The following is a 26,255-nucleotide window of genomic DNA, read 5'->3' as shown; positions in this document are numbered from 1 at the left end:
GCCTAGAGCGGTTCGAGCTTGGCGTAGCTCACCATCAGCCACTTGCTGCCTTCGGACTTGAAGTTCACCTGCACCCGCGCATGGGCGCCGGAGCCCTCGTAGTTGAGGATGACGCCTTCGCCGAACAGGGCATGGCGCACCGGCTGACCGAGGCTGAAGGTGGTTTCCGGTACCGGTGCCTGGGCGAAGGGACTGGCCCGACTGCCAGCGAAGGGTTGCTTGACCGCGTTGGACAACCGCACCTCCTGGATCAGGCCATCCGGCACCTCGCGGACGAAGCGCGAGACCTTGTTGTAGGTCTCGCTGCCATAGAGGCGGCGGGTCTCCGCATAGCTCATCACCAGCCGGCGCATGGCGCGGGTGATGCCGACATAGGCCAGACGGCGTTCCTCTTCCAGACGGCCGGGCTCTTCCAGGCTCATCTTGTGCGGGAACAAGCCTTCTTCCATGCCGGCCAGGAACACCAGGGGGAATTCCAGGCCCTTGGCGCTGTGCAGGGTCATGAGCTGGACGCTGTCTTCGTGGCTGTCGGCCTGGGTATCGCCGGATTCCAGGGCGGCATGGTCGAGGAAGGCCGCCAGGGGCGTCATCTCCTCGTCGCCGCTGAAATCGAAGGAGCGCGCGGCGCTGACCAGTTCCTCCAGGTTTTCCACCCGCGCCTGGCCCTTTTCGCCCTTCTCTTCCTTGTGGAAGGTGACCAGGCCGGTCTGCTCGATGATCTGCTGCACCAAGCTGTGCAGGGACAGGTCTTCGGCCTTCAGCGCCAGGGTGTCGACCAGTTCGACGAAGGCGTTGAGCGCCGAGGCGGCGCGACCGGATACGGCACGGGCACCGACCAAGTCGTGCAGCGCCTGCCACAGCGAGGTGTTCTGGGCGCGTGCGGCGGTGCGCAAGGCCTCCACGGTCTTTTCGCCGATGCCTCGCGGCGGCACGTTGATCACCCGCTCCAGGGCGGCATCGTCGTGGCGGTGCTGGATCAGCCGCAGATAAGCCATGGCGTTCTTGATTTCGGCGCGCTCGAAAAACTTCAGGCCGCCATAGATGCGATAGGGGATCTTTTCGCGCAACAGCGCCTCTTCCAGCACCCGTGACTGGGCGTTGGAGCGATAGAGGATGGCCATCTCGCGGCGGGTCGTGCCCTTCTTGAACTCGCTCTCGATGGTCTCGACGATGTAGCGCGCCTCGTCGTGCTCGTTGAAGCCGGCATAGAGGGTGATGGCATCGCCTTCGCCGGTATCTGTCCACAGCTCCTTGCCGAGACGACCGAAGTTGTGGGCGATCAGGCCGTTGGCGGCCTTGAGGATGGTGTCAGTGGAGCGATAGTTCTGCTCCAGCCGGATGATCTCCGCCGAGAAATCCTCGTTGAACTGCTGGATGTTCTCGATCTTGGCACCGCGCCAGCCATAGATGGACTGATCATCGTCGCCCACCACCATGAGACTGGCGCCATTCTGGGCAAGGTGCTTGAGCCAGGCGTACTGGACGGCGTTGGTGTCCTGGAATTCGTCCACCAGCAGGTGCTGGAAGCGCCGCTGGTAGTGTTCGAGCAGGCTGGGATTGTTGCGCCAGAGGTCCAGGGCGCGCAGCAGCAACTCGGAGAAATCGATCACTCCGGCACGGGCGCAGGCCGCCTCGTAGGCTTCGTAGATGCTGCGCATGGTGCTGAGGAAGAGATCGCCAGCGGCCTGGATGTGCTGCGGCCTCAGGCCCTCGTCCTTCTGGCCATTGATGAACCACTGTGCCTGGCGCGCAGGCCAGCGCTGCTCATCGAGACCCAGCTCGCGGATCACCCGCTTGACGATGCGCTGCTGGTCGTCGCTGTCGAGGATCTGGAAATTCTGTGACAGCCCCGCTTCCTGCCAGTGAGCGCGCAGCAGGCGGTGAGCCAGGCCATGGAAGGTGCCTACCCACATGCCCTGCGGACTCATCCCCAGCAACTGCTCGATGCGGTGGCGCATCTCGGCGGCGGCCTTGTTGGTAAAGGTCACCGAGAGGATCGAGTGCGGCGAGGCGCGCTCGACTTGGATCAGCCAGGCGATGCGATGTACCAGCACCCGGGTCTTGCCCGAGCCGGCACCAGCCAGAACCAGTTGGCGACCCAGGGGCGCGGCCACGGCCTGGCGCTGGGCATCGTTGAGGGAATTGAGCAGCAGGGAGATGTCGTCATTCATCGCCGCATTCTACCGATGCGGCGAAAGGAGCGCCAAACCGGACGGATGGGAGGCGAAGCGGGTAGGGCGGGGAGCTGAGCCTCCAGCCGGCAGGGCCGGCCGAAGGCTGCAGGAAGACGGTCGCGGCCGTACGGCCGTGGCGTCAGGCGGCGATCGGCGAACGCCAGTCATCGGAACCGGAGGTACCGGAGACCTCGTGGGTCCAGACGATCTTGCGGTAGGTGAAGTAGACGTCTTCGAGGTGGGTGAAGTGCGCCATGCTCGGGTCCTGGCAGTTGGGCATGCGCGACTGAACATCGACGATGATGGCGTCCTCCAGCTCGATGGTGAAGTAGTGCTCCTGAGTACCGGTGGCCGAGGTGCGGTACCACTCCAGACGGCACTTGCCCAAGCGCTCGCCAGAGGTGAGGGCGTTGAAGATCAGCGGCGAGGCCTTGTCGAAGACCTTGGTGATCATCAACGGCTTGTGCACGCGCTGGCCGGTGGGTTGGCCGGACTGGGGATCGCGGGGAATGATCACCTGATGATTGAAGGCCTGGACCAGGATCTGGTCTTCATGGCCTTCCTGAAAGATGTTGCCGACCGAGTCATCGGTAAAGGTGCCGGCGGTGATCAGGCCTTGCTTGGTGCCTTCGAGGGACAGATACGCGGGGGTTGGCATGGTGCTCTCCTTGCCTGGTGATAGGGCTTCATGGCCCGGGTGCCAGGATCTAACAAGGGCTGTGCCAGAAATGAAAAAATCCTTTCTGATCAGTGGTTTGAAAAACGACTACAAGGAGGGGGCAGAGGGACTGTGCGGCAGTGCTCGAGAATCTGCGCAAGGCCTTGCGCAGAGCGGCGCAAAAGCTTTCTCGATTCAGGTAGTCGGTTATTCAGGCAACTACCAAGTGCCAGTACGAGGGTGAAAAAGGCCGTGCTGAATCGTAATGACCAAGAGCCTTGCCGACCGTTATGTAGTATAAGTGCGACGCACTACATCCGCCCGCTAGACGAGATACGCCTGTGAACCTGATGCAACACATTGCTCAATCCCGCCACCTGCTGCGCAAGTCGGAGCTCAAGGTCGCCGAGCAAGTCATGGTCGATCCGGCTGCGGTCATGCACAGCTCCATGGCCGACCTTGCCCACAACGTTGGCGTGAGCGAGCCGACCATCGTGCGTTTCTGTCGGGCCATCGGCTGCGACGGCTTCCAGGATCTCAAGCTGCGCCTGGCCCAGAGCCTGGCGGCAGGGGCCAGTTTTGGCCAGTTCGCCATTCACGAGAACGATGCGGTGGAAGACTTCAGCCTGAAGATCTTCGATACCACCCTGCATACCCTCATGGACGTCCGTGAGCGATTGGACATGCGCGCGCTGGAGACGGCCATCGAGGCGATCGCCAAGGCCCAGCGGGTGATGTTCTACGGTTTCGGGGCCTCGGGCTCGGTGGCCAACGATGCCCAGCACAAGTTCTTCCGCCTGCAGCTCAGCGCCACCGCCTATTCCGATCCGCACATGCAGGCCATGTCGGCGGCGACCCTGACCTCTTCCGACGCCGCCATCTGCATCTCCCAGTCGGGGCGCTCCAAGGACCTGCTGATCACCGCCAATCTGGTGCGCGACAACGGCGCCGCCCTGATCACCATCTGCCCGGGGCAGACGCCGCTGGCCGATCTGTCCACGGTGAACATCGCCATCGACGTGCACGAGGACACCGACATCTATGTCCCGCTGACCTCGCGCATCGCTCACCTGGTGGTGATCGATGTCCTGGCCATGGGGGTAGCCATGTCCCGCGGTCCGGCGCTGGTCGAGCACCTCAAGAGCGTTAAGCGCAGTCTGCGTAGCCTGCGGCTGTCGTCGAAGTCGACCAAGCACAGCGACACTCAATAGTCGTCTTTCTGTCGCCAAACGGTCACCTGTTGAGGTGAAGCTGCCCATTCCGATCCCAGCCCGGAGGAATTGGCATGACCGCTCTCATCCAGGAATCCAGCGTTCGTCTCGATAGCAAGACTCGCAGAAAGCTACAGGATCAGCGGCGGATGAAATTCCGTCGCGCCATCGAAGCCCGCGCCGAAGAGCAGCGCCTGGCCGTGGAGCTCGATGAGCTGCTGTTTCTCAATCAGCTGCTGGACGAGCGCCAGGCCCAGCGCCTGCAGCAGGCTCCAGGGCGATACCTAACGCATTGATCAGGCTGCGCTGGCCGCGCAGATAGTCGACGAAAGCCTGGGCCACCGGCGACAGCGGCTTGCCGCGTACCTGGACCACGCACCAGGAGCGTCGCAGCGGCAATTCGGCGACGTCCAGCTCGACCAGGCTGCCAGCGGCGAGATCGCTGCGAATGGCCTGGCGCGGCAGCAGGGCCAGACCCAGTCCGGCGCGGACCGCCTCGCGCTGCGCTTCGAAGGCGCCGATCTCCAGCTGTTCGGCGAAGTGCGCGCGCTTCTGCTTGAGATAGTCCTCGCAGGCCTGACGCGTGCCGGAGCCGACTTCGCGCACCAGCAGCGGATAGGCTGTCAGGTCACGCAGGCTCAGCCCCTGGCGACCCGCCAGGGCATGGCCTGGGCGCGCGACAGCGACGATGGCGTTGTCCAGCAGGGGCAGGAAATCCAGGTCCGTACCGCTCGGTACCCCGGACATCAGTGCCACGTCTTCGCGATTCTCCGTCAGCCGCCGCAGCACCCGGGCATGGTTGCCCACGGTCAGGGCCAGGTCCACCTGGGGATGACTGCTGCGAAACTGGCTGAACAGGTGCGGCGCCAGGTACTGGGCACTGCTCTCCACCCCCAGGCGCAGCTGACCGTGCAGGGCACCACGCAGATTCGACAGCTGCATGTCCAGGCTGCCCAGGCGGGCGAAGAGATCGCGACCGGTCTGGCGCAGCGCCTCGCCGGCTTCGGTGAGATAGAGGGTGCGATTGACGTAGTTGAACAGCGGTGCGCCCACCACCTCTTCGAGCTGGCGTACCTGCAGGCTCACCGCCGGCTGGGTCAGCGCCATGATATCAGCCGCGCGGCTATAGGAGCGGGCTTCGCAGACGGCCTCGAATACCTGCAGCTGGCGGAAGGTGAGCCGCATCAGCGGCTTGCGCATGGGCATCTGGCTCTATCCATAAGGGATGACTTATGGAGTATCCAACAATTATTTATTTTCCATAAGAGAGACCCTGGCGTAGCTTCGAGACACCGGCAATAACAAGCGGCTGCAGGCTGCAGCAGACAAGGAGCCAGGTGTGATCAAGAAGATACTTATCGCCAATCGAGGCGAGATCGCCGTGCGTATCGTACGGGCCTGCGCCGAGATGGGTATTCGCTCGGTGGCGGTCTATTCCGATGCCGATCGCCAAGCGCTCCACGTGAAACGTGCCGATGAAGCCCATGGCATCGGTAGCGATCCGCTCGAGGGTTATCTCAATCCGCGCAAGCTGGTGAACCTGGCCGTGGAAACCGGCTGCGATGCCCTCCATCCCGGCTATGGCTTCCTTTCCGAAAACGCCGAACTGGCGGAAATCTGCGCTCAGCGCGGTATTCGCTTCATCGGTCCGTCCGCCGAGGTCATCCGCCGCATGGGCGACAAGACCGAGGCGCGCCGCAGCATGATCGCCGCCGGGGTGCCCTGTACCCCAGGTACCGAGGGCAACGTGGCGGATATCGCCGAGGCGTTGCGCGAAGGTGATCGCCTTGGCTACCCGGTGATGCTCAAGGCCACGTCCGGTGGCGGCGGTCGCGGCATTCGTCGCTGCAATACCCGCGAGGAGCTGGAGCAGGCCTATCCGCGGGTGATTTCGGAGGCGACCAAGGCCTTCGGCTCGGCCGAGGTATTTCTCGAGAAGTGCATCGTCAATCCCAAGCACATCGAGGCGCAGATCCTCGCCGACAGCCACGGCAACACCGTGCACCTATTCGAGCGCGATTGCTCCATCCAGAGACGCAACCAGAAGCTGATCGAGATCGCGCCCAGCCCCCAGCTGACCCCCGAGCAGCGCGCCTACATCGGCGATCTGGCGGTACGCGCGGCCAAGGCGGTGGGCTACGAGAACGCCGGTACCGTGGAATTCCTGCTCGCCGAGGGCGAGGTGTATTTCATGGAGATGAACACCCGGGTGCAGGTGGAGCACACCATCACCGAGGAAATCACTGGCATCGACATCGTTCGCGAGCAGATCCGCATCGCCTCCGGACTGCCGCTGTCCTTTGCCCAGGAAGACGTACAGCACCGCGGCTTCGCCCTGCAGTTCCGCATCAACGCCGAAGACCCGAAGAACAACTTCCTACCGAGCTTCGGCAAGATCACCCGCTACTACGCGCCAGGTGGGCCGGGGGTGCGTACCGACACCGCCATCTACACCGGCTACGTGATCCCGCCGTACTACGACTCCATGTGCCTGAAGCTGATCGTCTGGGCACTGACCTGGGAAGAGGCCATGGATCGCGGCCTGCGCGCCCTGGACGACATGCGCGTGCAGGGGGTGAAGACCACCGCGCCCTATTACGAGGCCATCCTGCGGGACCCTGAATTCCGCAGCGGGCGTTTCAACACCAGCTTCGTGGAAAGCCATCCGGAGCTGACCCAGTACTCGATCAAGCGCAACCCGACGCACCTGGCCATCGCCATCGCCGCCGCCATCGCCGCCCATGCCGGTCTGTAAGGACAGAACAATGAAAACCATCCAGATCACCGACACCATCCTGCGCGACGCCCACCAATCGCTCCTGGCGACCCGCATGCGCACCGAAGACATGCTGCCGATCTGCGCCAAGCTCGACCAGGTCGGCTACTGGTCGCTGGAAGTCTGGGGTGGCGCGACCTTCGACGCCTGCGTGCGCTTCCTCAAGGAAGACCCCTGGGAGCGCCTGCGCCAGTTGCGCCAGGCGCTGCCCAATACCCGGCTGCAGATGCTCCTGCGCGGGCAGAACCTGCTGGGCTACCGGCACTACAGCGATGACGTGGTCGAGGCCTTCGTCGAGCGCGCCGCGGCCAACGGCATCGACGTCTTCCGCATCTTCGACGCCATGAACGATGTGCGTAACCTGGAAACCGCCATCCGCGCGGTCAAGGCCAGCGGCAAGCACGCCCAGGGTACCCTGTGCTACACCACCAGCCCGGTGCACACCGTGAGCGCCTTTGTCGACCAGGCACGGCGCATGGCCGACCTGGGCGTGGATTCCATCGCCATCAAGGACATGGCTGGCCTGCTTACTCCCTATGCCACTGGCGAGCTGGTCAAGGCGCTCAAGGAGGCCCTGACGCTGGATGTGGTGGTGCATTCCCACGACACCGCCGGGGTAGCCTCCATGTGCCAGCTCAAGGCGGTGGAAAATGGCGCCGATCGCATCGACACGGCGATTTCCAGCCTGGCGTGGGGCACCAGCCACCCGGGCACCGAATCCATGGTCGCGGCGCTGCGCGGCACGCCCTACGACACTGGTCTGAACCTGGAGCTGCTGCAGGAGATCGGCCTGTACTTCCATGCGGTACGTAAGAAGTACCACCAGTTCGAGAGTGAATTCACCGGGGTCGACACCCGGGTACAGGTCAACCAGGTGCCGGGCGGCATGATCTCCAACCTGGCCAACCAGCTGCGCGAGCAGGGCGCCCTCAATCGCATGAACGAGGTGCTGCAAGAGATCCCGCGGGTACGCCAGGACCTGGGCTATCCGCCCCTGGTGACCCCGACCTCGCAGATCGTCGGCACCCAGGCCTTCTTCAACGTGTTGGCGGGTGAGCGCTACAAGACCATCACCAACGAGGTGAAGCTCTACCTGCAGGGCCGCTACGGCAAGGCACCAGGGACCATCTGCGAGCAGCTGCGCAAGCAGGCCATCGGCCAGGAAGAAGTCATCGAGGTACGCCCGGCCGATCTGCTCAGCCCCGAGCTGGCGCGACTGCGTGCTGAGATCGGCGACCTGGCCAAGAGCGAAGAAGACGTGATGACCTTCGCCATGTTCCCCGACATCGGGCGCAAGTTTCTCGAGGAGCGTGCGGCCGGCACCCTGGTACCGGAAGCCCTGCTGCCCATGCCGTCGGCCGATGGCGTGGCGGCGGTCGGTGGTCAGGGTGTACCGACCGCCTTCAGCGTCGACGTACACGGTGAGACCTACCAGGTGGACATCACCGGTATCGGCCTCAAGAGCGAGGGCAAGCGGCACTTCTACCTCTCCATCGACGGCGTGCCGGAAGAGGTGGTGTTCGAAGCCAGCGGCGACTTCGTCGCCGAGGGCGGTCAGCGGCGGCGCCAGGCGGAGCGTCCGGGCGACGTCAGCACCACCATGCCAGGCAACATCGTCGAGGTGCTGGTCAAGGAAGGCGACCAGGTCAGGGCCGGGCAGGGTGTGCTGGTCACCGAAGCCATGAAGATGGAAACCGAGATCCAGGCACCCATCGCCGGTACCGTCATCGCGGTACGGGTGGCCAAGGGCGACCGGGTCAATCCGGGTGAAGTCTTGATTGAAATCGAAGGCTGAGATCACTTTGATTTCCCTCGGGGACCTGCGGGTCCCCTTTTTTATGGGCGGTTTCTATCCACTCGATTGATAAAAAGCACTAACGCCTTCCGATAGGGTCTGCTATTTAATATAGCCAAGGCTATAACGATCCCGGGAGGATTCGCGATGCTGAAAGATCTGAAAAGACGTGCTCTGCGTGGACTACTGGACAAGCTGCTCGACGGGCACGCCGAACGTCGCCCGCTGGAGACCCAGCCCGAGCGTTCGCACGGCGTCCTGGTGCACGCCGCGCACTGATCTTCTACCTATCGGGCCAGGGCTGCTCGGCCCTACCGCAGCGTCTCGCGTGCGTTCTGGCGAGGCGCCTTCCCCTGTTCGTGTCGCTAAAGCACGTCCTCATCCCAGGTTACAAAGTCTCGCTGCACGCTTGATAGGGTGTGCTATCTAATTTAGCCAAGGCTATAAACCACCGAGAGGCGGGCCGAATGCTAGAGAAGACGAGACGCTGGACCCTGGCGGGTCTATTGGGACTGCTGCTGGGCAACGCTGCCCAGGCGGCGGAACCCTTCAAGGTGGTCACCACCTTCACGGTGATCGCCGACATGGCGCGCAATGTGGCGGGTAACGCCGCCCAGGTGGAATCCATCACCAAGCCCGGCGCCGAGATCCACAACTACCAGCCCACGCCAGGCGATCTGCTCAAGGCGCGTGACGCCCAGCTGGTGCTGTGGAACGGCCTGAATCTCGAAGTCTGGTTCGAGCGCTTCTTCGGCCGCATGAAAGACGTGCCCCGCGCGGTGGTCTCCCAGGGTATCGAGCCCATCGCCATCGCCCAGGGGCCCTATGCCGGCAAGCCCAACCCCCATGCCTGGATGTCACCCCAGGCGGCCTTGATCTACGTCGACAACATTCGCGATGCCCTGGTCGAGCACGATCCGGCCCAGGCCGACACCTACCGGCGTAATGCCGACGCCTACAAGGCGCGCATCACCGCTACCCTCGACCCCTTGCGCCAGCAATTGCAGGCGATTCCCGCCGAGCGCCGCTGGCTGGTATCGAGCGAGGGCGCCTTCAGCTATCTGGCGCGTGACCTGGGCCTGAAGGAGCTCTATCTCTGGCCGATCAATGCCGACCAGCAGGGTACGCCGCAGCAGGTGCGCCGGGTCATCGAGACGGTGCGCGCCGAGCGGATTCCGGCGGTCTTCAGCGAGAGCACCGTTTCCGCCGCGCCGGCCGAGCAGGTGGCGCGGGAGAGCGGCGCCCGCTATGGCGGGGTGCTCTACGTGGATTCGCTGAGCGCCGCCGACGGCCCGGTGCCCACCTATCTCGACCTGTTGCGAGTGACCACCGAGACCCTGGTACAGGGGCTGGCGCCATGATCGCCCTCGACGGGGTCAGCGTGACCTATCGCAACGGCCACACCGCCCTGCGCGAGGCCAGCCTGACGGTGCCCAGCGGGTCCATCACCGCCCTGGTGGGGGTCAATGGCAGCGGCAAGTCCACCCTGTTCAAGGCGATCATGGGCTTCGTATCCCTGCGCACCGGTCAGGTGCGGGTCGATGACCTGCCGGTGGCTCAGGCGCTCAAGCGCAATCTCGTCGCCTACGTGCCCCAGAGCGAAGACGTGGACTGGGACTTTCCGGTACGAGTGGAGGACGTGGTGCTCATGGGCCGCTACGGGCGGATGAATTTCCTGCGGCTGGCGCGCGCGGCCGACCACCAGGCGGTCGACGCCGCCCTGGCCCGGGTGGGGCTAACCGAGCTGCGCAAGCGGCAGATCGGCGAACTCTCCGGCGGCCAGAAGAAGCGCGTCTTCCTCGCCCGTGCCCTGGCCCAGGACAGCCGGGTGATCCTCCTGGACGAACCCTTCACCGGGGTGGATGCCACCTCGGAGCGAGCCATCATCGAACTGCTCCAGGCCCTGCGCGCCGAGGGTCGCTCGATGCTGGTCTCGACCCATGACCTGGCCAGCATCGAACGTTTCTGCGATCGCACCGTCTTGCTCGATCGCACCGTGCTGGCCGAGGGGCCGACGGCCGAGGTCTTTACCCGAGAAAACCTGGAGCGTACCTTTGGCGGCGCCCTGCGCCTGTTCGAAAGTGACCGACCAAAGCCTCTGCGGCGGGAGCGCGCCTGATGGAAGGGCTGCTGGAGCCGCTGGCCTACGGCTACATGAGAAATGCCTTGGGGGCGGCGGCGCTGGTGGGCGGACTGTGCGCCTTCCTCTCCGCCTACCTGATGCTCAAGGGCTGGTCGCTGATCGGCGATGCCCTGTCTCACGCGGTGGTACCAGGCGTGGCTGGCGCCTATCTGCTCGGCCTGCCGCTGGCCCTGGGCGCCTTTCTCGCCGGCGGCGCGGCGGCTGGGGCCATGCTGGGGCTGCGGCAATACACCCGGCTGAAAGAAGACGTCATCATCGGTCTGATCTTCAGCGCCTTCTTTGGCGGCGGGCTGTTCCTGGTCTCGCTGGCGCCGGTGGCGGTGGACATCCAGACCATCGTCTTCGGCAACATCCTGGCCATTACCCCCGACGCCAGTCGCCAACTGCTGATCATCGCCGCCGTCTCCCTGCTGGTGCTGGTGCTCAAGTGGCGCGACCTCCTGCTGGTGTTCTTCGACGAGGGCCAGGCGCGCGCCTGTGGCCTCAATCCCACCGGCTACAAGCTGCTGTTCTTCACCCTGCTGGCGCTGAGCACCGTGGCGGCCATGCAGACGGTGGGCGCCTTTCTGGTCATCGCCCTGGTGGTGACGCCGGGGGCGACGGCCTATCTGCTCAGTGATCGCTTTTCGCGGGTGGTGCTGATCAGCGTGGCCATCGGCGTCGGCAGTGGCCTGCTGGGCACCTATCTCAGCTACTTCCTCGACGGCGCCACCGGTGGCTGCGTGGTGGTCCTGCAGACGCTGATCTTTCTACTGGCCTTCGTCCTGGCACCCCGCCATGGCCTGCTGGCCAATCGGCGCCGGGCACGGCGGACCGCGGAAGTCAGCTGATGGACTGGTTGCGGCTGACCCTGGAAGTCGACTTCATGCGCCAGGCGCTGTTGATGGCCGTGCTGGTAGCGGTCCCGACGGCGCTGCTGTCGTGCTTTCTGGTGCTAAAGGGCTGGGCGCTGCTGGGCGACGCCATCGCCCACGCGGTGTTTCCCGGCCTGGTGCTGGCCTCGGCGCTGGGGGCGCCCCTGGTCGTGGGCGCCTTTGTCGCGGGGCTGGGCTGCGCCCTGGCGACCGGCTATCTCAAACGCCACAGCCGGGTGAAGCAGGACACCCTGATGGGCGTGGTCTTCTCCGGCATGTTCGGTCTGGGCCTGGTGCTGCATGCCAGGCTGCCTACCGAGCTGCACCTGGACCACATCCTGCTCGGCGATCTGCTGGGCGTGACCCCGGAGGCCTTCTGGCAGATGGCGGTGATCGCCGGCCTGGTGGTACTGGCGCTGGCCTGCCGCTGGCGCGACCTGCTGGTGCTGGCTTTCGACGCGGCCCAGGCACGGGCGCTGGGCCTGCGGGTGGATGTGCTGCACTACGGCCTGCTCGGACTCATCGCCCTAACCGTGGTCGGCGCGCTGCAGGCAGTGGGCATGGTACCCGTGGTGGCGCTGCTGATCGCCCCAGGTGCCACCGCCTTCCTGTTGACCCGCTCCTTTGGCTGGATGCTGCTGGTAGCCACGACGCTGGCGGTGCTGGCGGCCCTGGGCGGGGTACTCCTGAGTCTGGTCTGGGACAGCGCACCGGCACCGACCATGGTGGTACTGCTGACGGCTGGCTTCCTGCTGGCCCTGACATGGCGCCTGTGGCGGGATCGACGTCGTTCGCGCGACAAGGGCGTTCAAGTGGCCTGATGTAATCGACTGACCGGCCCTGCCAGGCGTTTCCGGTCACGCTCGCCTTCCATCAGGAGAACTACAATGAAAACCGTCGCCCAGTTGCTTGCCCTCAAGACCCAGCAGGACGTCTATACCATCGCCCCGGACGCCTGGGTACTCGACGCCCTGCGGCTGATGGCGGAAAAGAACGTGGGGGCGCTGCCGGTGATGCGCGACGGCGAACTGGTGGGCATCGTCAGCGAGCGCGACTATGCACGCAAGGTGGCACTAGAGGGGCGCTCCTCCTATGCGACGCCGGTCAGCGAGATCATGACCGAGGCGGTCATCATCGTGCTGCCGCAGCAGACCGTGGGTGACTGCATGCAGATGATGACCGACCACCACCTGCGCCACCTGCCGGTCATGGGTAACGGCAAGCTGATCGGTCTGCTGTCCATTGGTGACCTGGTCAAGGCGACCACCGTGCAGCAGGCGGAGCTGATCCGCCATCTGGAGGGCTACATCCGCGGTGAGTAATGCCTCAGCTGGTATGTCCGGCGGTCACGGCCAGGGCGCTCCGCTGGCGCCCTGCGGCATCGAAGTTCTCTGCTGCCAGCCAGCGCTGGAAGCCAGCATCCACACCTGGCCACTCGTGATCCAGCAGGCTGAACCAGGCGGTGTCGCGGTTGCGGCCCTTGACCACCCGGTGCTGGCGAAACAGGCCTTCATGGCTGAAGCCCAGGCGCTCGGCGGCTCGCTTCGAGCGCGCATTGGCGTCATCGCACTTCCATTCCAGGCGGCGATAGCCCAGGGCGAAGGCCTCCTGCATCAGGAGGTGAAAGGCTTCGGTGGCCAGGGGTGTACGCTGCAGACGTCCGCCAAAGGCGACATGGCCAATCTCGATGCTGCCATGTTCGGGGACGATACTCATCAGGCTGAGCTGACCCAGAGCACGTCCGTCCTGGGGATCCACCACGGCATAGAACAGCGGATCGCGACCCTCGGCGAGACCTGCCAGCCAGGTGGCGAAGGCGGCCTGCTCGGTGAAGGGCCCATAGGGTAGATAGTCCCACAGGGCCGGGTCCTGGTCGTGCAGGGCCTGCCAGAGATCGGCACCGTGGCGCTCTGGATCCAGGGGTTCCAGGCGCACATGGTGGCCTTGCAGCAGGCGCGGCTGGGGCAGGCGGGCCGGGGTCCAGTCGAGGGTGGTCATGGCCTGTCTCCCAGCAGGTGGCGGTACTGGATGAAACCCGAGCGAGTGGCGATGCGATCATAGAGCTGGCGTCCCGCCTGGTTGGTTTCCTGGGTCAGCCAGTGCACCCGGTCGCAGCCATCCGCTTCGGCACGGGCATAGACATGCTCGATCAGGGCGCGGCCCAGGCCGCCGCCGCGATGGCCTTCGGCGACATAGAGATCCTGCAGGTAGCAGTAGTCGGTCTCGGCCCAGCAGGACGGGTGATAGATGAAATGCACCAGGCCCAGGGGCCGCTCGCCGTCCCAGGCCAGGGCGCCATGGACGGGTTCGCTCGGATCGAGCAGTCGCTCCCAGGTGCGGGCATAGGTGGTTTCGGGCAGGACGGTTTCATAGAAGGCCAGGTAGGCCTGCCACAGCGCGTGCCAGACGGCATGATCGGCTTCGCTCAGGGGGCGGATGGTCATGGGTGGCTCCAAGATCAGGTGGGAGGGGTGATCAGGGCGGCCAGGGCCTGGTCGCCGGGTACAGGGCTGGCGGCCAGACCCTGGCGGACGCCTTCACGGTCGGCAGCGGTGCGATTCTGGCTGAGCTTGGCGATGCCCTGGAGGCTGTCCAGCGGCAGGCGCAGACCACGGATGGCGCGCAGCATGCCCTGCACATAATCCGCTGGCGCGTCCGCAACCTGCCAGGGCCGGGCGCGCCCGGCTTCGTGCTGGTCGGTGAGGCGCTCAAGCAGAGACAGCAGGCGCTCGGGATCATCGAACACCTCGACGCTGCCACGGGCGTGCACCGCCTGGTAGTTCCAGGTCGGCACTACTCGGCCATGCTCGGCCTTGCCGGGATAGAAGGCCGGGCTGACATAGGCCTGGGGACCCTGGAACACCGCCAGTACCTGCCCCGCCGCGACGAGTGCCTGGGCCTGGGGATTGCTGCGCGCCAGATGGCCGTAGAGGGTGCCATGGGGGCCCTCGTCGGGGTCCAGCCAGAGCGGCAGATGGCTCACCAGGGGACCGGATGAGGTCTGACTGATCAGCAGCGCCAGGGCGTGATCCCGCAGGTGCTGGTGCAGCCTGGGCAGGTCATCGAAACAGAAGGCGGGGTTGGGGTACATGGCAAGGGCTCCAGCAACGTCTCGCCATGCTAAGGTCGACTTTGGCTCCCTGTAAGAGCCAATTCCTGCAACTTTCAGGGTGCCAATCCATGCTGGGATTCGATCCGTCGGGGCTGTTGCTGGAGCCCGGCCAGGGTCTGGCGCGCCAGCTTTACCAGGGCCTGCGGGGGCGGATCCTGACTGGTGAGCTGGCCGCCGGGGTGCGCCTGCCGGCCAGTCGCGAACTGGCGCGGCTGCTGGGCGTGTCGCGCAATACCGTGACCGCGGCCTACGAGCAGCTGCTGGCCGAGGGCTTTCTCGACAGCCGCCCGGGCGACGGTACCTATGTCGTGCCCGTGACCCAGGTCCTGACCGCTCCCGATACCACGGTCAGGGCCACGCCCGCGCCTCCAGTCAGCGTGCCACCCGGCGCGCCGTGCGCCTTTCGCGTCGGTCTGCCTGCGGTGGATCTATTTCCCTTCGCCACCTGGGCGCGGCTGCAGCAGCGTTTCTGGCGCCAGCCCGAGCCGGCCCTGCTCGGCTATCGCGAACCCGGCGGCGAACTACGCCTGCGGCGCTTGCTGAGCGCCTACCTGCGCCAGGCGCGGGGCCTGGTCTGCGCACCCGAGCAGATCCTCATCACCAGTGGCGCCCAGCAGGCCATCGAACTCTGCGCCCGGCTGTTGCTGGCGCCCGGAGCCCGGGCGGCCATGGAGGATCCCGGCTATCGCGCCGCGGGCCTGGCCTTGCGGAGTGGCGGGGCGCGATTGCAGGGGGTCGCGGTGGATGGGGCCGGGCTGGTGGTGGAGCAGCTGGCAGGGCTGCCGGACTGCCGGCTGGTCTATGTCACCCCGTCGCACCAGTATCCCACCGGCGCGGTACTGTCCCTGCCGCGCCGCCTGGCGCTGCTGGACTGGGCGCAGCAGGCCGACGGCTGGATCGTCGAGGACGACTACGACGGCGAATACCGCTACCAGGGCGCGCCCCTGGCACCCCTGGCCGCGCTGGATCGTCACGGCCGGGTGCTCTATGTCGGCACCTTTTCCAAGATCGCCTTTCCCGGCCTGCGCCTGGGCTATCTGGTGGCCCCGCCCGCGCTGGTGCCGGCGCTGCTGGAGCTGCAACGGGCCGGCATCCGCCATCTCGACAGCGCCACCCAGACGGTCATGGCCGATTTCATCGAACAGGGCCATTTCCAGCGCCACATTCGGCGCATGAGACGCGCGGCGCGTAGCCGCCGCGATGCCCTGCTGGCCGGCTGGCCCGAAGTCGCCGGCTGCGCCACGCCGGGCGTGCCGGTGGCCGGCCTGCACCTGTGCCTGCCGGTCGCCAGCCTCGCCCGCGAAGCCGACCTGGTAGCCCGGGCCGCCGCGGTTGGGGTAGAGCTCAATGCCCTGTCGCGTTACTGGCTGCCCGAAGGCTCGACCCCGCCCGACGCCCGCGCCGGACTGGTGGCGGGCTTCGCGGCGGTGCCGGAGGCGCGGATCGTCGAGGCGCTGGCCAGGCTGCGGGGGGCCTGGACCTGAGCGCTGCCGTCAGAGGCTTTTCGACTCCAGGTTGAGGCGGTCCAGCAGACCGGCGGCGCCAGCGGGATCCAGGGCCGCGGTCAGCGCGACTTCCAGGGTGTCGCTCAGACGCACGCGTTCCTTGGGCGCAAGGCTTACCCGCAGACCGTCTTCTTCGCCAGAGGCCAGATCGACCAGAGCCTTGCAGAGATCCTTGCCGCGCGTGCCCAGGTTCTGGAAGTCCTGCAGGCAGTCATCGCGCTGCTGCTGGTGCGCGGCGGCCAGGGCCCGGTCACGCTGCTTGTCGAAGTCGCCCGCAGTAGGGTCGAGCGGCAGATATCGGCGGGTCAGGGCCAGGCTGCGCTTGAAGTAGCCCTGATCCGTGACATCCACCTGCAAGCCCTTGAGCTCGGCGCGTTGCGCGCTCTGCTGCAGCTTGCCCAGTATGCCGAAGGATGACAGCAGACCGCGCTGGCCCACCTGCTGGCCATTTTCGGCCATATCACTCAGGTCTTCGGCCAGGCGGCGGACCTGAGCCAGTGACAGGCTCGCATCCACGTCCAGCAGCTCCGGCAGGTCCAGGGTCAGGCCGATGTCCGCCAGCTCATCCTCGACGTTCCATTTCAGCCGGCCGGAAAAGGGCGCCAGTTCTGCACGTCCGCTGGCGAGCAGCAGACCACCAACCAGGGGCAGGTGCAGCGCCGTCGAGCGCCCCTTGGCGTCGGGCGGAAAAGCCACGCCTTCGAACTGGACATCGGCCCGGCGGTGGGCGGGTTCGTCCTTGAGGGCGGAGAGGGTCAGCTGGGCGATGCTCGGACCATCGCTGATGCGCACCTCGTGCAGCTTGATCGTGCCGCCCAGCGGTGAGGAGGACAGCGACTGCCAGCTGATCTTGTCCTGCAGGCGGTGTTCGAACAGCCAGTCGCGCAGACGTCCATCAGCGACATGAGCGGCGTAGGCCTTGAGACCGAAATAGCCCCCGACCACCACGACCAGTGCCGCACCGGCCAAGAGTTTGACGTTGAGAGTCCGTTTCATCAGAAGCGCTCCTCGCCGAGACCGGCATCCTTGAGCTGTTGGCGGGCCGCCTCGGGGGTCCAGGCGGGGTCCTCGAATTGCACCCGTGCCAGCGCCAGGGGATCGCGCAGGTCGCTGCAGCCTTCGCTGGTGCAGGGCTGCACGACCTTGGCCGTCAGGTGCGTCAGGGGCAGGTCGTCGGCGTCACGCGCCTTCGGATCGAGCTGCAGGGTGCCGCTCAGGACATACCAGCCGGTCTTGGACGGGATGCCGGCCGGTACCTGCGCCTGGATCGGATAGGGATAGTCGAGGGTCCAGCCGTCGCTATTCGTCCTGGTGACCCTGGCGATCAGGCGTACCGGTCGGGTCTCGCCCCCGACCAGGGCGGCATAGCCACCACCGCCGCCTGGGGTATAGCGCACGTCGTTGACCTGGCGAGCCAGCAGCGCCTGTGGATTGCTGCGCGCTTCCTGGGTCAGGCGCTCGTAGGTGGCGAGTTGATCACGGGCACGGAACGCCTGCTGCATCCGTGCCTGCTGGGCTTCGCGCTCACGCTCGCGTGCGGCCTGCTCGCGTTGGCGTGCCTGCTTCTCATCCCACATGAACAGGTAGTTGGTGGCCTGCTCGGGACTGAACTGCCAGGCCTTGCTGCGCCAGTTGCGGTCGACATTGACGCGATACAGCCAGAAGTCCTGGCTGGATTCGTTGCTGTTCCAGGGGCGGGGAAAGATACCCTTGGTGAAGTCGCGCACGGCCAGGAAGGTGAAGTGCGGGACCATCGTACCCAGCGCGTCGAGCTGTTGCTGTGTCTTGGAAATGATGGGACGGATCTGGTCGAGCTGACGGAATTGTTCGCTGTTGCCGGTCACGAACAGTACATCCGGACTGCTGATCGACCACTGGCCGCGATAGCTGTAGCCGAGACGCAGCAGGCTGTAGCTGGCAGTCACCGGATCGCTGGCCAGCAGGAATAGAGCCTGCTTCTGGCTATCGAAGCCGACAAAGCGCAGCGGCGGCAAGGGCTTGTCCAGCGGCAGTCCGTTGAGGAAGAAGCCCTTCCAGCGCTGCAATTGCTTGCCATCGCTTCGCTCCACGGCGAGTTCACCCTCGCCCTGGGCCAGGCCGTTCTCGCAACGGATGCCGCTGGAGCGGACCTGCAGGTAGCGGCTGTCTTCCTCGGCCTTGAAGGGGACGCGGAAGGCGCAACCCTGGCCATCCTTGAGAGTAGTGATGAAGTCGCTCTTGGCGAGTTCGGCTTCGCCATCCCCAGGGCGCCAGCCGGCGACATCGAAATCGGTGGCGATTTGACCGGCAGGCTCCTTGGCTGCCGCAGGTGCAGGTGCAGGTGCAGGTGCAAGCTCGACCTTGGCCGGCGCGACAGGTACCGATTCAGCGACCGGGGCCGGCGGAGCTGCGGGTGCCGGTGCCTTTGGGACTACTGGAGGAGTGGCGGGCCTGGCAGTCTCAGGCGCCGCAGCAGCGGGCGCCTTGGGCGGTTCGACAGGGGCCGGGGCCGGGGCAGGAGCTGCGACGACGGCAGCCGAATTCTGTACCTGCGCCGCCCAGGCCGTGGCCTTGGTAGCCGTTCCGTTCAGTCGGGCGTCAGTGTTACCGGTCGCCGTCCAGGTCAGGCGCTCGGCCTGGTCGCACTGTTTGCCGAGCAAAGCGCCGATCTTGGGCATCAGGCGTTCGACGGCCGCAGCCTCGGCGGGCTTGCCATAGACGAAGCGCAGCGCCAGGTCGGGCGCGCACCAGGCCGCCGCCGCGTGATCGACGAAGACCTCGACCTCTTCGGCCTTGGAGTAGGCGAGGCGGGTGCTTTCAGCCTGGGCAGCCGTGGCCGTGGCCAGCAGCGTCAGGGCCAGCAGGGTGGGTTTCATGGTCATCCTTCCTTAGATCAGTTCCCAGGCACCGTCAGCGGCCTGGCAGGCCTTGGTGGTCTGCTGATCCTGCTGGCCGCCCTGACTCAGGCTGTAGTTCAGGGTACGGCAGGTGGTCTTGGCGGCGACCTTGTCCTGCACCGGCGCGGCATCGAGATCGGCCGCATCGAGGTCCACGCCCTGCTGCTTGGCGCTGGCCACGTCCAGGGTGTCCAGATCCACCGCAGGCGCTGGTTGGGCCTTGGTCTTGCCTGCCGTCGCCACGGAGGTAGAGGTCGCCGGAGCTACCAAAGGCGCATAGACGTAGCCGATGGTCACGCCCTTGCGGCCCACCGCGATCCAGTCGTTGCCGGTACGGCCCAAGGCGGTGAAGCGCGTACCCGTAGGCAGCCCGCCGACCTTGTCGGCACTGTCATTGGGTGCCGCGCGCAGGTTGGCCGACTTGATCGACTGATAGGGCTTGTTGAGCAGGGTCAGCTGCTCGACCTTCTGCACCTTGGGCGTGCGCTTGACCGCCACCTGACGGGCTTCGGTCTCGGTTGCCACCGGCACGATGCGGGCCGTAGCGCCGCTGTGGTCGGAGGTCCAGGTCGTCACCTGACCATCCTGGGCGTGCTCCAGTGCCTTTTGTGTCTGCACGGCCAGGGTCTCGCGATCACGCTGGTCGAGTTTGGCGCCCAGGGTCTTGCCCAGGGCGCCACCGGCGAGGGCGCCGGCCAGCATGGCGGCGGTACGGCCACTGCCACCACCGATCTGGCTGCCGATGAGGATGCCGGCCGCCGCACCGACCACGGTGCCGACGTTTTCCTGGTTGAGCCATTCGTTCTGCGACATGTTGGAGCAGCCGGTGACGGCGAGGCTGCCACCGAGGCAGAGAACGGCAAGGCGATGACGAGGCTTCATAACGAGTCCTTTCCGAAGCGAAAATTTAGGAGGAGGGAATGGTAGAGGCTTGCTCCAGAGATGTTGTGACCTGATTCACTGAAAGCGGGTTTGGCATCAAAGGGCTAGCATGGCCTAGAAGGCGCAGCGAAAGGCCCTAATGCCCCCGATACGCCTTCCCATAATGCCGCTCCAGGCGCGACTGCATGAACTCCATGGCAAGGGACATCAGCCAGTAGAGCACTGCGGCGGTGGTGAGCATTTCCAGATAGCGATAGCTGGAGCGGCCATAGGACTGGGCGAGGAACATCACCTCCCAGACACCCATCACCGAGACCAGGGAGGAGTCCTTGAGCATGGAGATGAACTGGCTGGTGGTCGGCGGGATGATGCTGCGCATGGCCTGGGGCAGGGTGACACGCCAGAAGATCACCCGGGGCGACAGACCCAGGGCCAGGGCCGCCTCGCGCTGACCGGTGGGAACGCCAAGCAGGCCGGCGCGAAAGATCTCGCTCAGGTAGGCGCCATAGTTCAGTGACAGGGCGAGGATGCCGGCGCTGATGGCGCCGGGGACCACGCCGATCTGCGGCAGACCCAGGTAGATCAGCAGGATCTGGATCAGCAGCGGGGTGCCGCGAAAGAAGGAGGCGTAGAAGGTCGCCACGCCATAGGCCAGGGCGCTGGACGACAGCCGCGCCAGGGCCGCGGCGAAGCCGAGCAGCACCGACACCAGGATGGAGCTGAGGCTGAGGAACAGCGTCAGCGCCGCGCCCTGCAGGAAGCCGTTGGGGCCCAGGCGCCAGCCCACCAGATTGGGCAGGCGCGGCCAGACGGTGGCGAATTTCAGGTCGAAACCGAGCACGAAGAACACGCCCCCGGCCAGCAGCGCCAGCCAGGTCAGCCAGACACGGGTACGAAAGCTCAGCAGCGGACGCGATTCGACCGGGGGCGGTAACTGGCTCATTGGCTGATGTCGGCACCGATCCACTTGTCGGAGATCCGCTTGAGGGTTCCATCCTGGCGCAGCCCCTCGATAATCTCGCGCAGCTTGGCGGCGAATTCCGGGTCACCCTTCTCGATGGCCACGGCGTTGGGCTCGGCATAGAGGGGTGCGCCGGCCAGCTTGAACTTGCTGTCCTGAGCGAGGCGCGGCTGGGCGGTCACCAGGTTGGTCAGCACCGCGTCCAGCCGCTTGCCGGCGCCCAGGCCCAGGTCCTGGAAGGCGACGTTGTCGTCGGGGAAGGGCACCACCTGCACCTGGTCAAAGGGGTAGCTCAACGGCTGGTCTTCCTGGCCTTCGATGGTCAGGTCCTTGTTCAGGTAGCTCTCGTAGGAAGAGGCGCTGGTGACGCCGACCTTCTTGCCGGAAAGGTCCTTGGCGCCGTGGATGCGGTCGTCACCGGCGTTGACCACGATCACCGCGGGCGAGGCGTAGTAGTCGACCGGGAAATCGAACACCTGGGCGCGTGCCTGGCTGGGCGTCATGGAGCAGATGCAGACGTCGTAGCGACCGCTCCAGCGGCCGGCGGCGATCACGTCCCAGGAGGGGGTTTCCAGGCGCAGCTTGACGCCCAGCTTGTCGGCCACCGCCTTGGCCACGTCGACGTCGAAGCCTTCCAGCTGGTTCTGGGCATTGAGTTGGGAGAATGGCGGATAGCTCTCCATAAGCACATTGACCAGCTCGCCCTTGGCCTTGATGCGGTCGAGGGTGGCGCCGGCCGAGGCCGAGGTGGCGACCAGCGCCAGGGTCAGCCCGAGGGCCGATAGCAGAGCGGTTCTCATGGAGGGCGTCCTTTGCAAAGGGAAAGAGGGCCTGGTATTAGAGAGATATGAGAACCGATATTGAACTCTGTTTTGGTTATAAGGAAAAGTGAAATAGCTATATGGCCAACATGAATCTTGTTCTTCTCGATGGTGGTATGGGGCGCGAACTGCAGCGACGAGGTGCGCCTTTTCGCCAGCCGGAATGGTCGGCCCTGGCGCTGAGCGAGGCGCCGGAGCAGGTGGAAGCGGTACACCGCGCCTATATCGAGGCGGGCGCCCAGGTGATCACCAGCAACAGCTATGCGGTGGTGCCCTTCCATATCGGCGAGGCGCGTTTCGCCGCCGAAGGCGAGGCCCTGGCGGCACGAGCCGGCCAGCTGGCGCGGCAGGCCGTGGTGGCCAGCGGGCGGCCGGTGCGGGTAGCGGGCTCCTTGCCGCCGCTGTTCGGCTCCTATCGCCCCGATCTGTTCGAGCCGGAGCGGGTGGACGAGGTGCTGCAGCCGCTGATTCGCGGACTGGCGCCCCATGTCGATCTCTGGCTGGCGGAAACCCAGAGCTCCCTGGCCGAGGTGCGCGCCATCGCCGCCGGGCTGCCGGATGACGGCAAGCCGCTGTGGCTGTCTTTTACCCTGAAGGACGAAGACGTCGACGAGGTACCGCGCCTGAGATCCAGCGAACCGGTGGCCGAGGCGGCGCAACTGGCCGTGGAGTTGGGCGCCGGGGCGCTGCTGTTCAATTGCAGTCAGCCCGAGGTGATGGCCGCGGCGCTGGATACCGCGCGGGCGACGTTCGCCACGGCGGGTGTCGAGATTCCCTTCGGCGCCTATGCCAATGCCTTCCCACCCCAGCCGGAAGAGGCCACCGCCAACGACGGCCTCGACCCCCTGCGCCCGGACCTGGACCCGCCCGGCTACCTGAGCTTCGCCCAGGACTGGCAGGCACGCGGGGCGAGCCTGATCGGCGGCTGCTGCGGCATCGGCCCGGAACACATCGCCGTGCTCGACCAGCGACTGCGCGGCTGACGCCCGCGTTCAGTCAGTAAAAAAGCGGACCGCGCCCCGAGCGCTGTCCGCTTTTTTCTTGCTGCAAGGTGCCATTCAAATCTGCGCCTGGCCGCCGTCGGCGAACAGCTCGGCGCCGTTGACGAAGCTGGAGTCGCTGGAAGCCAGGAACAGGGCGACCTTGGCGATCTCTTCCGGCTCGCCGACGCGGCCCAGGGGTATCTGGGTGGCCAGGTGGTCCAGCAGGCCCTGCTGCTGGGCGGCATCCGGCCCGGCCAGTTCCACCAGGCCCGGGGTACGAGTCGCGCCCGGACTCAGGGTATTGATACGAATGCCGCGCCCCTGCAGCTCCAGGATCCAGTTGCGGGCGAAGGCGCGCACGGCGGCCTTGGAGGCACCATAGACGCTGAAGGCCGGGGTGCCGGTAGTGGCGGCGGTGGAACCGGCCAGGATCACCGAGGCATGGTCCGCCAGCAGCGGCAGGGCCTTCTGCACGGTGAATAGCACTCCCTTCACGTTGCGATCGAAGGTGTCGTCGTAGTGGGCTTCGGTCACCTCGGCGAGCGGCAGCATGCTGCCACCCCCGGCGTTGACGTAGAGCACATCGAGGCGTCCGTGCTCACGGCGGATGCGCTCATAGAGGGCATCGAGCTGGTCCAGACGCGAGGAGTCCACGGCGATGCCGGTGGCGTTGCCGACCTGGGGGACCGCGGCATCCAGTTCCGCCTGCCGCCGGCCGGTGAGAATGACGTGGGCGCCCTGCTGGGCGAAGAGCGTGGCGGCGGCCAGGCCGATGCCGCTGGTTGCGCCGGTGACGAGGGCGATCTTGTCTGCGAGCTTGAGGGTCATGGCTGAATCTCCGAGTGGTTGTGATCAGGTGGAGTCAGCCTATCGACCCTGGCTTTTCTGCAAAATAGAATGATTGGCAAGTCATCGTTGCAGGAATGAAATGAGCAGATTGCCGGATTTCGAAGGCTTGGCGATGTTCGCCAAGGTCGCCGAGGAGGGCTCCTTCGCCGCCGCGGCGCGGGTATTGGGGGTGTCGGTGGCCACGGTGTCGCGAGCGGTGACGCGCCTGGAAGAGCGCCTGGGCGGACGGCTGTTCAATCGCACCTCGCGACAGCTGGCGCTGACCGAATTCGGCCACGAGCTGGTCGCCCAGGCCGGCGATCTCTACCGGCAGGCGGAGGCGACCGAAAGCGCCGCCCAGGCACGCGCCGTGCAGCCGCGCGGCCAGGTGCGGCTGGCGGTGCCCATGGCCTTCGGCCTGCGCTGGGTCGCGCCGCTGCTGCCTGAGCTGCTGCGTCGCTATCCCCAGCTCACGGTGGATCTGCACCTGTCCGATGCCACCGTGGATCTGGTGGCGGAGGGCTTCGATGCCGCCCTGCGCATCGCCGCCTTGCCCGACTCCTCGCTGGTCGCCCGGCGTCTCTGCGCGGTCAGTCAGCGGCTGGTGGCGGCGCCAGCCTATGTCGAGCGCCACGGTCGCCCAAGACATCCGCAGGAGCTGAACGAACATGCCTGCCTGAGCTACGCCTACCGGGCGCGCAGCCAGGTGTGGCGCTTCACCCAGGACGATGGCCGCGAGGAAAGCGTGCTGCCCCGCGGCCCCCTGCGCGTCACCAATTCCGAGGCCCTGCTGCCGGTCCTGCTGGAAGGCATGGCCATCGCCGAGTTGCCGGAATTCATCGCCAACGACTACCTGGCCGATGGCCGGCTGGTGCATTTGCTACCGGACTGGCACCTGACCCGTGGCGGCCTCTATTTCGTGACCCCCTCGGCGCGCAGCCGGCCCACCAAGATCCAGGTCCTGCTCGACTTCTTCGTCGAGCACCTGAGCGCTCCGGAATGGCAGCGGGGCAGTTAGCACCCCTCCGTGTCGGCTTCGTGACATCCCGCAACATCCGCCTTTCGCCACGCAAGGCTGGCGAAAGGTTGAACTCATAGGATCCGTTCAAGACCCGCCTCCGTGAGCGGGTGCCGTCCTACAAAAATAACCAGGATCCTTGCCATGCCGTACCTGTCCCTCCAAGCGTCCCCGCACGCCCGTCTCCCCTGGATTTTCGCCCTCACCGCGCCACTGCGCCGCGGCTGAACCTTCCTTTTCTTCGCGAAAATTCAGAGGTATTCCCATGCTGACTTTCCTCGGCTTCGCCATGGTCATGACCTTCATGTACCTGATCATGACCAAGCGCCTGTCTCCGCTGATCGCCCTGACCATGGTGCCGATCGCCTTCGCCGTGCTGGCCTGGGCGCTGTCCAGCGAATTCGCCAGCCTCGGCAGCGTCAAGCTCGACGCCCTCGGCCCGATGATGCTCGACGGCATCCGCAAGCTGGCGCCCACCGGCGTGATGCTGCTGTTCGCGATCCTCTACTTCGCCGTGATGATCGACACCGGTCTGTTCGACCCGGCGGTGCGCTGGATCCTCAAGCTGGTCAAGGGCGATCCGCTCAAGGTGGCCATGGGCACCGTCTTCCTGACCCTGGTGGTCTCCCTGGATGGCGACGGCTCGACCACCTACATGATCTGCGTGGCGGCCATGTTCCCGCTGTACAAGCGCCTGGGCATGAATCCGCTGATCATGACCTGCCTGATGCTGCTCTCCAGTGGCGTGATGAACCTGACCCCCTGGGGTGGTCCGACCGCCCGCGCCGCCAGTGCCCTGCACGTGGATCCGGCCGACGTCTTCGTGCCCATGATCGCGCCCATGCTGCTGGCGATCGCCTGGCTGTTCTTCCTCGCCTACCTCTATGGCCGCAGCGAGCGCGCGCGCCTGGGCATCCTGCAGATCGGCGAGACCGAAGGCGCCGACGTCACCGTCTCCCAGTGCGCCGAGGCCCGCCGCCCGCACCTGCGCTGGTTCAACGGCCTGCTGACCCTGGCGCTGATGGCCGCGCTGATCGTTGGCGTGCTGCCGATGCCGGTGCTGTTCATGATCGCCTTCGGCATCGCCATGACCGTCAACTACCGTTGCCTGAACATGCAGAAGCAGCGCATCGCCGCCCATGCCGAAAACGTGCTGGCAGTGGTCTCGTTGATCTTCGCCGCGGGCATCTTCACCGGCATCCTTTCGGGTACCGGTATGGTCGACGCCATGTCCAAGGGCCTGCTGGCGATAATCCCGGACGCCCTGGGTCCGTACATGGCGGTGATCACCGCCCTGGTCAGCCTGCCGTTCACCTTCTTCATCTCCAACGACGCCTTCTACTTCGGCGTGCTGCCGGTGCTGGCCGAGGCCGCCGCGGCCTATGGCATCAGTCCGGTGGAGATCGCCCGGGCCTCCATCGTCGGTCAGCCCGTGCACCTGCTCAGCCCCCTGGTGCCCTCGACCTACCTGCTGGTGGGCCTGGCCAAGGTGGAGTTCGGCGACCATCAGCGCTTCACCCTGAAATGGGCGACCGTGACCTGCATGTTCCTGCTGGGCGGTGCTTTGTTACTGGGTGTGTTTCCGCTGTACAGCCGCTAGAGTTTTACCAAATGTACGACTAGCCTTGCCGGCTGTTCGAAAATGGCGCGTCGCCTGA

Annotated in this window: 26 protein-coding genes; 14 read left to right on the top strand and 12 right to left on the bottom strand. The window is 65.8% G+C overall.

Annotated features, from left to right (window positions below; all coding sequences use genetic code 11):
* Nucleotides 1-2: 2 nt before the first annotated feature.
* Both uvrD and ACWPW1_RS00365 read right to left on the bottom strand, forming a co-directional pair.
* Complete coding sequence (gene uvrD, locus ACWPW1_RS00370; RefSeq protein ID WP_059316786.1) at nucleotides 3-2,171, bottom strand: DNA helicase II; 2,169 nt, start codon at nucleotides 2,169-2,171, stop codon at nucleotides 3-5.
* Nucleotides 2,172-2,313: 142 nt separating this feature from the next.
* Nucleotides 2,314-2,832 carry an Hcp family type VI secretion system effector gene (locus tag ACWPW1_RS00365; protein WP_454252251.1) on the bottom strand — a complete coding sequence of 173 codons (519 nt, stop codon included), beginning with the start codon at nucleotides 2,830-2,832 and terminating at the stop codon, nucleotides 2,314-2,316.
* Between the two features lie 341 nt (nucleotides 2,833-3,173).
* On the opposite strand from ACWPW1_RS00365, the gene hexR reads away from it, so the two are divergent.
* Both hexR and ACWPW1_RS00355 read left to right on the top strand, forming a co-directional pair.
* Nucleotides 3,174-4,043 (top strand): transcriptional regulator HexR, encoded by an 870-nt coding sequence (gene hexR / locus ACWPW1_RS00360; protein ID WP_059316785.1) that lies wholly within the window; start codon nucleotides 3,174-3,176, stop codon nucleotides 4,041-4,043.
* A gap of 74 nt (nucleotides 4,044-4,117) precedes the next feature.
* On the top strand, nucleotides 4,118-4,339 hold the full coding sequence (locus ACWPW1_RS00355) for a PA3496 family putative envelope integrity protein (protein WP_082696406.1): 222 nt from the start codon (nucleotides 4,118-4,120) through the stop codon (nucleotides 4,337-4,339).
* Here ACWPW1_RS00355 and ACWPW1_RS00350 read toward each other — a convergent pair.
* Nucleotides 4,269-5,243, bottom strand: coding sequence for a LysR family transcriptional regulator (locus ACWPW1_RS00350; RefSeq protein WP_454253891.1), 975 nt, complete (start codon nucleotides 5,241-5,243; stop codon nucleotides 4,269-4,271). The two genes, ACWPW1_RS00355 and ACWPW1_RS00350, sit on opposite strands and share 71 nt — an antisense overlap.
* A 139-nt stretch (nucleotides 5,244-5,382) precedes the next feature.
* Between ACWPW1_RS00350 and ACWPW1_RS00345 the strand changes: the two genes are divergently transcribed.
* The 8 genes from ACWPW1_RS00345 to ACWPW1_RS00310 all read left to right on the top strand — a co-directional run bounded on the left by ACWPW1_RS00345 (nucleotide 5,383) and on the right by ACWPW1_RS00310 (nucleotide 12,933).
* Entirely contained in the window at nucleotides 5,383-6,798 is a 1,416-nt protein-coding gene (locus tag ACWPW1_RS00345) for an acetyl-CoA carboxylase biotin carboxylase subunit (RefSeq protein ID WP_059316784.1), read from the top strand.
* 10 nt (nucleotides 6,799-6,808) lie between these two features.
* Nucleotides 6,809-8,614 (top strand): sodium-extruding oxaloacetate decarboxylase subunit alpha, encoded by a 1,806-nt coding sequence (gene oadA, locus ACWPW1_RS00340; protein WP_454252250.1) that lies wholly within the window; start codon nucleotides 6,809-6,811, stop codon nucleotides 8,612-8,614.
* Between the two features lie 147 nt (nucleotides 8,615-8,761).
* A complete protein-coding gene (locus ACWPW1_RS00335) occupies nucleotides 8,762-8,893 on the top strand; it encodes a hypothetical protein (protein WP_323148292.1) in 132 nt (43 codons plus the stop codon).
* 188 nt (nucleotides 8,894-9,081) lie between these two features.
* Nucleotides 9,082-9,975, top strand: coding sequence for a metal ABC transporter substrate-binding protein (locus ACWPW1_RS00330; protein ID WP_454252249.1), 894 nt, complete (start codon nucleotides 9,082-9,084; stop codon nucleotides 9,973-9,975).
* Complete coding sequence (locus ACWPW1_RS00325; RefSeq protein WP_454252248.1) at nucleotides 9,972-10,733, top strand: metal ABC transporter ATP-binding protein; 762 nt, start codon at nucleotides 9,972-9,974, stop codon at nucleotides 10,731-10,733. Before ACWPW1_RS00330 ends, ACWPW1_RS00325 begins: the two co-directional genes overlap by 4 nt.
* Nucleotides 10,733-11,587, top strand: a complete 855-nt coding sequence (locus ACWPW1_RS00320; protein WP_454252247.1) for a metal ABC transporter permease — start codon at nucleotides 10,733-10,735, stop codon at nucleotides 11,585-11,587. The genes ACWPW1_RS00325 and ACWPW1_RS00320 overlap by 1 nt, the downstream gene beginning before the upstream one ends.
* Nucleotides 11,587-12,432: a metal ABC transporter permease gene (locus ACWPW1_RS00315; protein WP_454252246.1), complete on the top strand. Its 846-nt coding sequence runs from the start codon at nucleotides 11,587-11,589 to the stop codon at nucleotides 12,430-12,432. Before ACWPW1_RS00320 ends, ACWPW1_RS00315 begins: the two co-directional genes overlap by 1 nt.
* 66 nt (nucleotides 12,433-12,498) lie before the next feature.
* Nucleotides 12,499-12,933: a CBS domain-containing protein gene (locus tag ACWPW1_RS00310; RefSeq protein WP_017639179.1), complete on the top strand. Its 435-nt coding sequence runs from the start codon at nucleotides 12,499-12,501 to the stop codon at nucleotides 12,931-12,933.
* A 4-nt stretch (nucleotides 12,934-12,937) separates the two neighbouring features.
* Here the strand turns inward: ACWPW1_RS00310 and ACWPW1_RS00305 are convergent, their stop codons facing one another.
* Genes ACWPW1_RS00305 through ACWPW1_RS00295 form a run of 3 tightly spaced genes read right to left on the bottom strand, consistent with a single transcriptional unit; the run spans nucleotide 12,938 to nucleotide 14,702 of the window.
* The gene (locus ACWPW1_RS00305; protein ID WP_454252245.1) at nucleotides 12,938-13,609 is read right to left on the bottom strand and encodes a GNAT family N-acetyltransferase; all 672 of its coding nucleotides are present in this window, start codon (nucleotides 13,607-13,609) and stop codon (nucleotides 12,938-12,940) included.
* Nucleotides 13,606-14,055 (bottom strand): N-acetyltransferase family protein, encoded by a 450-nt coding sequence (locus tag ACWPW1_RS00300; RefSeq protein WP_454252244.1) that lies wholly within the window; start codon nucleotides 14,053-14,055, stop codon nucleotides 13,606-13,608. Before ACWPW1_RS00300 ends, ACWPW1_RS00305 begins: the two co-directional genes overlap by 4 nt.
* A 14-nt stretch (nucleotides 14,056-14,069) precedes the next feature.
* On the bottom strand, nucleotides 14,070-14,702 hold the full coding sequence (locus ACWPW1_RS00295; protein WP_454252243.1) for an FMN-binding negative transcriptional regulator: 633 nt from the start codon (nucleotides 14,700-14,702) through the stop codon (nucleotides 14,070-14,072).
* An 89-nt stretch (nucleotides 14,703-14,791) separates the two neighbouring features.
* Here ACWPW1_RS00295 and pdxR point away from each other — a divergent pair, with 89 nt between their 5' ends.
* Entirely contained in the window at nucleotides 14,792-16,207 is a 1,416-nt protein-coding gene (gene pdxR, locus ACWPW1_RS00290; protein ID WP_454252242.1) for a MocR-like pyridoxine biosynthesis transcription factor PdxR, read from the top strand.
* Between the two features lie 9 nt (nucleotides 16,208-16,216).
* On the opposite strand, the gene ACWPW1_RS00285 is transcribed toward pdxR, so the two are convergent.
* From ACWPW1_RS00285 to ACWPW1_RS00265, 5 genes are all read right to left on the bottom strand, one after another.
* Nucleotides 16,217-17,224 carry a hypothetical protein gene (locus tag ACWPW1_RS00285; protein WP_454252241.1) on the bottom strand — a complete coding sequence of 336 codons (1,008 nt, stop codon included), beginning with the start codon at nucleotides 17,222-17,224 and terminating at the stop codon, nucleotides 16,217-16,219.
* The gene (locus tag ACWPW1_RS00280; protein ID WP_454252240.1) at nucleotides 17,224-19,083 is read right to left on the bottom strand and encodes a hypothetical protein; all 1,860 of its coding nucleotides are present in this window, start codon (nucleotides 19,081-19,083) and stop codon (nucleotides 17,224-17,226) included. Before ACWPW1_RS00280 ends, ACWPW1_RS00285 begins: the two co-directional genes overlap by 1 nt.
* A 12-nt stretch (nucleotides 19,084-19,095) precedes the next feature.
* Nucleotides 19,096-19,986: an SH3 domain-containing protein gene (locus ACWPW1_RS00275; protein WP_454252239.1), complete on the bottom strand. Its 891-nt coding sequence runs from the start codon at nucleotides 19,984-19,986 to the stop codon at nucleotides 19,096-19,098.
* Nucleotides 19,987-20,122: 136 nt separating this feature from the next.
* Complete coding sequence (locus ACWPW1_RS00270; RefSeq protein ID WP_454252238.1) at nucleotides 20,123-20,929, bottom strand: amino acid ABC transporter permease; 807 nt, start codon at nucleotides 20,927-20,929, stop codon at nucleotides 20,123-20,125.
* A complete protein-coding gene (locus tag ACWPW1_RS00265; protein WP_454252237.1) occupies nucleotides 20,926-21,747 on the bottom strand; it encodes an ABC transporter substrate-binding protein in 822 nt (273 codons plus the stop codon). The genes ACWPW1_RS00270 and ACWPW1_RS00265 overlap by 4 nt, the downstream gene beginning before the upstream one ends.
* A gap of 101 nt (nucleotides 21,748-21,848) precedes the next feature.
* On the opposite strand from ACWPW1_RS00265, the gene ACWPW1_RS00260 reads away from it, so the two are divergent.
* Nucleotides 21,849-22,751 carry a homocysteine S-methyltransferase family protein gene (locus tag ACWPW1_RS00260; protein WP_454252236.1) on the top strand — a complete coding sequence of 301 codons (903 nt, stop codon included), beginning with the start codon at nucleotides 21,849-21,851 and terminating at the stop codon, nucleotides 22,749-22,751.
* A gap of 75 nt (nucleotides 22,752-22,826) precedes the next feature.
* On the opposite strand, the gene ACWPW1_RS00255 is transcribed toward ACWPW1_RS00260, so the two are convergent.
* Complete coding sequence (locus ACWPW1_RS00255) at nucleotides 22,827-23,579, bottom strand: SDR family oxidoreductase (RefSeq protein WP_454252235.1); 753 nt, start codon at nucleotides 23,577-23,579, stop codon at nucleotides 22,827-22,829.
* A gap of 100 nt (nucleotides 23,580-23,679) precedes the next feature.
* Between ACWPW1_RS00255 and ACWPW1_RS00250 the strand changes: the two genes are divergently transcribed.
* Nucleotides 23,680-24,597, top strand: a complete 918-nt coding sequence (locus ACWPW1_RS00250; RefSeq protein ID WP_454252234.1) for a LysR family transcriptional regulator — start codon at nucleotides 23,680-23,682, stop codon at nucleotides 24,595-24,597.
* Between the two features lie 265 nt (nucleotides 24,598-24,862).
* On the top strand, nucleotides 24,863-26,197 hold the full coding sequence (locus ACWPW1_RS00245; protein WP_059316765.1) for a CitMHS family transporter: 1,335 nt from the start codon (nucleotides 24,863-24,865) through the stop codon (nucleotides 26,195-26,197).
* Nucleotides 26,198-26,255 lie beyond the last annotated feature (58 nt).

Source organism: Pseudomonas sp. Marseille-Q7302 (genome assembly GCF_965111925.1).
This window is presented reverse-complemented; position numbering and strand designations above follow the sequence as displayed.

Coding starts and splice junctions, on each gene's coding strand:
- uvrD (WP_059316786.1), bottom strand. CDS start 2,171: ATGAATGACGACATCTCCCTGCTGCTCAATTCCCTCAACGATGCCCAG.
- ACWPW1_RS00365 (WP_454252251.1), bottom strand. CDS start 2,832: ATGCCAACCCCCGCGTATCTGTCCCTCGAAGGCACCAAGCAAGGCCTG.
- ACWPW1_RS00355 (WP_082696406.1), top strand. CDS start 4,118: ATGACCGCTCTCATCCAGGAATCCAGCGTTCGTCTCGATAGCAAGACT.
- ACWPW1_RS00350 (WP_454253891.1), bottom strand. CDS start 5,243: ATGCGCAAGCCGCTGATGCGGCTCACCTTCCGCCAGCTGCAGGTATTC.
- oadA (WP_454252250.1), top strand. CDS start 6,809: ATGAAAACCATCCAGATCACCGACACCATCCTGCGCGACGCCCACCAA.
- ACWPW1_RS00335 (WP_323148292.1), top strand. CDS start 8,762: ATGCTGAAAGATCTGAAAAGACGTGCTCTGCGTGGACTACTGGACAAG.
- ACWPW1_RS00330 (WP_454252249.1), top strand. CDS start 9,082: ATGCTAGAGAAGACGAGACGCTGGACCCTGGCGGGTCTATTGGGACTG.
- ACWPW1_RS00325 (WP_454252248.1), top strand. CDS start 9,972: ATGATCGCCCTCGACGGGGTCAGCGTGACCTATCGCAACGGCCACACC.
- ACWPW1_RS00320 (WP_454252247.1), top strand. CDS start 10,733: ATGGAAGGGCTGCTGGAGCCGCTGGCCTACGGCTACATGAGAAATGCC.
- ACWPW1_RS00315 (WP_454252246.1), top strand. CDS start 11,587: ATGGACTGGTTGCGGCTGACCCTGGAAGTCGACTTCATGCGCCAGGCG.
- ACWPW1_RS00310 (WP_017639179.1), top strand. CDS start 12,499: ATGAAAACCGTCGCCCAGTTGCTTGCCCTCAAGACCCAGCAGGACGTC.
- ACWPW1_RS00305 (WP_454252245.1), bottom strand. CDS start 13,609: ATGACCACCCTCGACTGGACCCCGGCCCGCCTGCCCCAGCCGCGCCTG.
- ACWPW1_RS00300 (WP_454252244.1), bottom strand. CDS start 14,055: ATGACCATCCGCCCCCTGAGCGAAGCCGATCATGCCGTCTGGCACGCG.
- ACWPW1_RS00295 (WP_454252243.1), bottom strand. CDS start 14,702: ATGTACCCCAACCCCGCCTTCTGTTTCGATGACCTGCCCAGGCTGCAC.
- pdxR (WP_454252242.1), top strand. CDS start 14,792: ATGCTGGGATTCGATCCGTCGGGGCTGTTGCTGGAGCCCGGCCAGGGT.
- ACWPW1_RS00285 (WP_454252241.1), bottom strand. CDS start 17,224: ATGAAACGGACTCTCAACGTCAAACTCTTGGCCGGTGCGGCACTGGTC.
- ACWPW1_RS00280 (WP_454252240.1), bottom strand. CDS start 19,083: ATGAAACCCACCCTGCTGGCCCTGACGCTGCTGGCCACGGCCACGGCT.
- ACWPW1_RS00275 (WP_454252239.1), bottom strand. CDS start 19,986: ATGAAGCCTCGTCATCGCCTTGCCGTTCTCTGCCTCGGTGGCAGCCTC.
- ACWPW1_RS00270 (WP_454252238.1), bottom strand. CDS start 20,929: ATGAGCCAGTTACCGCCCCCGGTCGAATCGCGTCCGCTGCTGAGCTTT.
- ACWPW1_RS00265 (WP_454252237.1), bottom strand. CDS start 21,747: ATGAGAACCGCTCTGCTATCGGCCCTCGGGCTGACCCTGGCGCTGGTC.
- ACWPW1_RS00260 (WP_454252236.1), top strand. CDS start 21,849: ATGGCCAACATGAATCTTGTTCTTCTCGATGGTGGTATGGGGCGCGAA.
- ACWPW1_RS00255 (WP_454252235.1), bottom strand. CDS start 23,579: ATGACCCTCAAGCTCGCAGACAAGATCGCCCTCGTCACCGGCGCAACC.
- ACWPW1_RS00250 (WP_454252234.1), top strand. CDS start 23,680: ATGAGCAGATTGCCGGATTTCGAAGGCTTGGCGATGTTCGCCAAGGTC.
- ACWPW1_RS00245 (WP_059316765.1), top strand. CDS start 24,863: ATGCTGACTTTCCTCGGCTTCGCCATGGTCATGACCTTCATGTACCTG.